The organism is Ruegeria sp. ANG-R, from assembly GCF_000813985.1.
GTDB lineage: Bacteria > Pseudomonadota > Alphaproteobacteria > Rhodobacterales > Rhodobacteraceae > Ruegeria.
In genome coordinates this window covers 1-5,097 of sequence record NZ_JWLJ01000031.1, presented here as the reverse complement: position 1 = coordinate 5,097, position 5,097 = coordinate 1, and the positions used below count along the sequence as shown (strand labels likewise).

Annotated in this window: 1 protein-coding gene; it reads left to right on the top strand. The window is 61.7% G+C overall.

What is annotated here, in order from left to right; genetic code table 11:
• Nucleotides 1-151: 151 nt before the first annotated feature.
• On the top strand, nt 152-5,097 hold a 4,946-nt coding region (locus RA27_RS23420), incomplete at its 3' end, for a filamentous hemagglutinin N-terminal domain-containing protein (protein WP_241484147.1).

The window sequence follows — 5,097 nt, the reverse complement described above, 5'->3', positions numbered from 1 at the left end:
GGTCATATTTGTCTGATTTTTCCCCTTCGCGTTGATATTGGTATTTGTTAGCTGGTTTGGTGATAAAGGTGCGTTGAACCAACAGGTTGCGGAGTGTGTTTTGTTGGGTGTTGAGTTGAGGCGGGTTGTTTCTGCGGTCATGCATAGACGTATGTTTGAGAGACTTGTTTCTTCGATTTTGGCGCTTGTGCTGACGGTTCAACCTGTTTTGGTTCATGCGCAGGAGATCCGGCCAGTAGGTTCTGTTACGGGTGCGCGCCCGCATGTTGATACGTCTCTGAACGGCACGACGGTTTTGAACATCTCGACGCCGAATGGGGCGGGTGTGAGCCACGATGTCTATACGTCGTTTGAGGTGGATGACCTGATCCTGAACAACTCGGCGACCCTTACCGACAGCCAGTTGGCGGGGTATATTGAAGGCAACCCCAACCTGCGCCCCGGTCGGGAGGCGGAGCTTTGGATCGGAGAGGTTGTCGGCGGCAATCAGACCCGGCTGAACGGGATACTGGAAGTGGCCGGGAGGCGCATGGACGTTGTGGTGGCCAATGAGTTTGGCATCACCTGCAATGGCTGTGGTTTTATCAATACAGGCCGCGCGACGCTGACCACGGGCAAGCCGCAGTTTGGCGGCAATGGGGCGCTGACGGGGTTTGATGTTCGGCGGGGCACGGTGACGATCGGGCCGGGAGGCCTGAACCCGGAAAGCAGGCTGGCGCTGACGGATACCAGCCGGGTCGATGTGATTGCACGGGCAGCCGCGATCTACGGCAAGATGCGTGCGGATCAGCTCAATGTCGTCGCCGGTGCCAATCAGGTGGACTATAACTGGTCCTACGATCCTGAGACCGGCGCGGTGACCGGGATCACCGAACAGGCGGGCGAAGGGGCTGCCCCGGCATTGGCGGTGGATGTGGCCGCTTTTGGGGGTATGTACGCCAATGCAATCCGGCTGGTTGCCACCGAGAACGGTGTGGGCGTGCGGCTGGACGGGGACATGGCGTCTTCGACCAATATTGCGCTGCGGGCTGATGGGAAACTGACGCTGGGCGCACCGTCCAATGGTCACACCCCCCAGATCCGTGCCGGCGGGCGTGTGCAGGTGCGCAACCAAGGGCCAATCCTGTTGGAAGGCGCGATCACCTCAGAGAGCGGTGATCTGATTGATATCAGAACCAGCGATAGCGATCTGCTCTTCACCGGGCGGGCGGCGGGTGGCGCGATCCGCCTGGAAAGCGCCGGATTGCTGAACATCTCCGGCGCGATTGTTGCGCGCGAGGCGTTTGCGGCCGCCTCGACGGGAGCCTCCGCGGTGCTGGGCGATGGCTCCGAAGTCCTGGCGCGGTCCATCGACATTGATGCGTTGACACAGCTGAGATTTGATGGCCGGGCTGCTGCCCTTGAGACGGCGTCGCTGACGGCCGGAGCCGGGCTTGCAACAGGGGCTGGTTCGGAACTGGTTGCGGGGTCTATCGCCCTCACGGGGGGTGATGCGCGCCTCGAAGGTCAGGCTCAGGCGCTTGGGGCATTGGATGTTGCAGCGACCGATGGTTCGGTTGTTCATACGGGGTCGTCCCGAGGGCAATCCGTCACCGTAGCCGGTGACGAGATCCGGACAAGCGACGCCTCCCGGATCGCAGCGGTCGATACGCTGTCGGTGACTGCCCGGGATCAGGCGGTGATAGATGGCGATCTGGTTGCGGGGCAACGAGCAGACCTGTTGGTGACAGCGGGGGAGCTTGACCTTCAGGGGCAGATCAATGCGCCAAACACCACTGTCACGGTGTCGGAACAAACCAACCTTGGTGCGGATGCGCTGGCGGTGGGTCAATCGGTACTGGAGTTTCAATCCGGTTCGCTGAACGGCGGTCTGAATGTCGCGCGGTTCGATCAGCTGCGCGCAGGCGATGGCCTTGCTGTCACCCTGGATACCGGCGGGTTGTCGGTGGGGGATGGCGACAGCCTCGCGTTCGATGGGGATCTGCTGCTGGATCTTGGCGGGGATATTGAGAACGCGGGCACGATCCGGGCCAGCGGTGATCTTCAGCTGCGCAGCGGATCGGATGTGATCAATCGCGGGGGTCTGCTGAAGTCCGGTGATGCCATGCAGCTGGTGGCCCGCACTGGAACGGTCCTCAACCAATCCGGGCGCATTGAAGCCGATGGCGGGCTGGCCATCGAGGCGGGCTCTGTCGTCAATGCGTTCGAAGGGCTCACCGTTGAAGACAGTTTGTCAGCCGAGTTCTCATACCGAACGACAAGCCGGACCTGCGTGCAACGTAACTCCGAAGGGTGTGTCCGATGGGAGACCAATTCACGCGATGTGGTGAAGCGGGTTGCGGTTGATGATCCGCGAGACCTTCCGCCTCGCGGGTGCTTCAGCCGTGAACGAACATCGGGCGGCGGCAGCAGTGACTGCGGCGGCGGGCTTTTTAGCGGCGTTTCAGACAGCTCCGGAACCGTGGTCTGGAATGAGGGTGTCACTGTAGACGCAACCGGTATCCGCCCCGAGATTTTGTCCGGTGCCGGGATTGCGATACAGGCTGACACCGTTCGCAATGATGCGGGTCTGATCTCCTCGGCGAACGGGATTACCATCGGCAGCGCTCATGTGGAGAATTCGTCTTACGAAGACACGGGTGCGGCTTACCGGGCTGACTACACCAAGACGACCGAGATCGAGATCCTTGGCAGTGACAATACCGGGGGCCAGGAATACCGGATAAAGCGGGTCACGGTCGGGGAAGCGCAGACGATCAGGGCGCCGGACCCGTCCAGCGGGCTGACCGGCGAGGTGCTTGCGGGTGGCTCGATTGCCATCAACGGCTCGACCGTTCACACGGATGGTAATATCCGGTCAGGGACGGCTGACACGATCTCTCCGCGCGAAAGCGCTGCTGTTGCCGCTGCGCCGCTGCCTGAGCTGGTGGTTCCGGCCTCCTCTCTGACACCGGTTCAGCCCGAGCTTGCGGATCTGGCCAATCTGGATGATTTGATCGGAGAGGGCCGGACCCGCCTGGGCAGGAACCTAGCCTCCTATGAGGACCTGCTCTCGTCTGACTATTTTCTGGGTCGCCTGCAGATCCAGGATGAGCTCTATCAGACCCTCAACCGCCCGGATGAGTGGACCGGGTATCCGGGCGATGGCACCCGTTATGACGGCGGGGATGCGGTTGAGGGTCCGGGACCGGGCTTCATCGGGTTTGGCGACCGCTTCGGGCTGTCGGGGAGCGGGCTGCTTGCATCGCTGGACAGAGCCAACACCTCCGAGAGCGGTGATCTGTCAATTGTTGCCGGGCAGATTACCGGTTCAGGCGGTGCGCTGACAGCTGAGGGTGGCTCACTGTCCCTGACGGCCTTCGGCGACATTACGTTCGAAGACACCGCAGTTGGGGGGGATCTGGTTGATGTCATCACCGGCGGCGATTTCTCCGGCAAGGCACTGGTGGTCAACTCCGCCACTGACACATCTGTCTTTGCGGCCGGCAGCGTGACGATAGAAGGCCTGGCGCATACAGAAGAATACTACACCAACACAAGCACCACGAAGATCACCGGGTTCCTGGCCTCCCGGTTTGAGGCGGGCGGCAGCCTCTCCATCATCTCTTCTGCGGACCTGACGCTGGCCGGTGTTCAGGCGCAGGTGGTGGATGACACCCGGCTGACGGCAGGGGGCGGTCTGTATCTGCTTGCCGGGCAATCGAGCCTTGAACATCACGAGGGCACAAGCAGCAACGGAACGGACAGCCTGTCGATACAGGCGCAGGTTACGGAGCTGACCACCGGTGGTGACTTCATTGCCAATGCCGGTGGGGACGCGGTGCTGGTGGGGACGCGGATCGACGCGGGGGGTGAGGTTGAGCTGGCCGCGGTTCGGGATGTGATCCTTGCGGCGGTTCAGGAGATCGAGCGGTCCGAGGCGCGCAGGACCAGCAGCGGCTTTCTGACGAGGAAGAAAGAAACCCGCTCCACCCGTTCGGTGATCAACCGGGGTGTGGAGATAGCCGGTGAGGGCGATGTGGTCCTTCTTTCGGAGACCGGGGACCTGACCACAGCGGGGACCGCGTTTGCCAGCCGCACGGGCGATATCACGCTGACGGCGGCCGATGGCGACATCTATGCCGGGGCCTACAGGGATGTTTTCGAGCAAACCCATATCAGGGAGAAGAGCATTCTTGGCGGGTTGCTGAGCCAATCCAGCCAATTGCATACGGTCGATCACATCAGCACCGGCACCGATGCGCTGGCGGCGCTGGATCTGAGCGTCGTATCGGGTGCGGATACAACGCTGGTTGGGGCCACGCTGTCTGCCGGTCAGACCCTGAACATCACAACGGGGGGCGACTTCTCGGTTCAGGCGGCGATCGACAGCCATCGCTCGGAGTTCTTCGAGACCGATATGGGGCTGGTCACCATGACCACGCTCACCGAGACCAGCTTTACCGAAACGGCCCGACTGACCGAGCTGCTGGCAGGACAGGGGCTGAGCTTTGGCATCGGGGGAGAGGCGGAGCTTGTTCTCTATCAGACCGCCGGTGTTGACGCGCCAAACCCAGCTGACCTCTATCCCGAAGAACTCCTCGCCATCGACGGGCTGAACCTGATCAGCCAGGATCTCGCAAACGAATACTTCTACGACAAGCAGACACAGTTAAGCCCCGCATTCAAAGCCCTGGTGGCGATCGCGTTATCAGCAACAGGCGTCGGGGCGGCGCTCGGGAGTGCGCTGGTCGGAGGAGCGGGCTTCACGGGCACCTACGCATTGGGAACACTCCAGGCGACCACGGCCATTGCCAAAGCAGCAACTGCCTTCTCGTCATCTGTCCTGATTGGCACGATCGACGGGGCTGTCTCCGGGGACTTCGACATCGGTGAGATCCTCGAAGGGGCCGCGTTCTCTGGCGTCACCGCAGGGTTGGCTCACGGGATCAACCTCGATGACATCATCGGAACAATCCCAAAGGACAGCCCGCTCAACGCCGCGCTGATCAACGGGTTTGGCAATCCCAATGGCCCACAGCTGACAATTGCCGGTTTGCTGGAGGGGACAATTGATGGGGTCGTTTCCTCCGGGCTCAGCTCGGCTGTCTACGACAC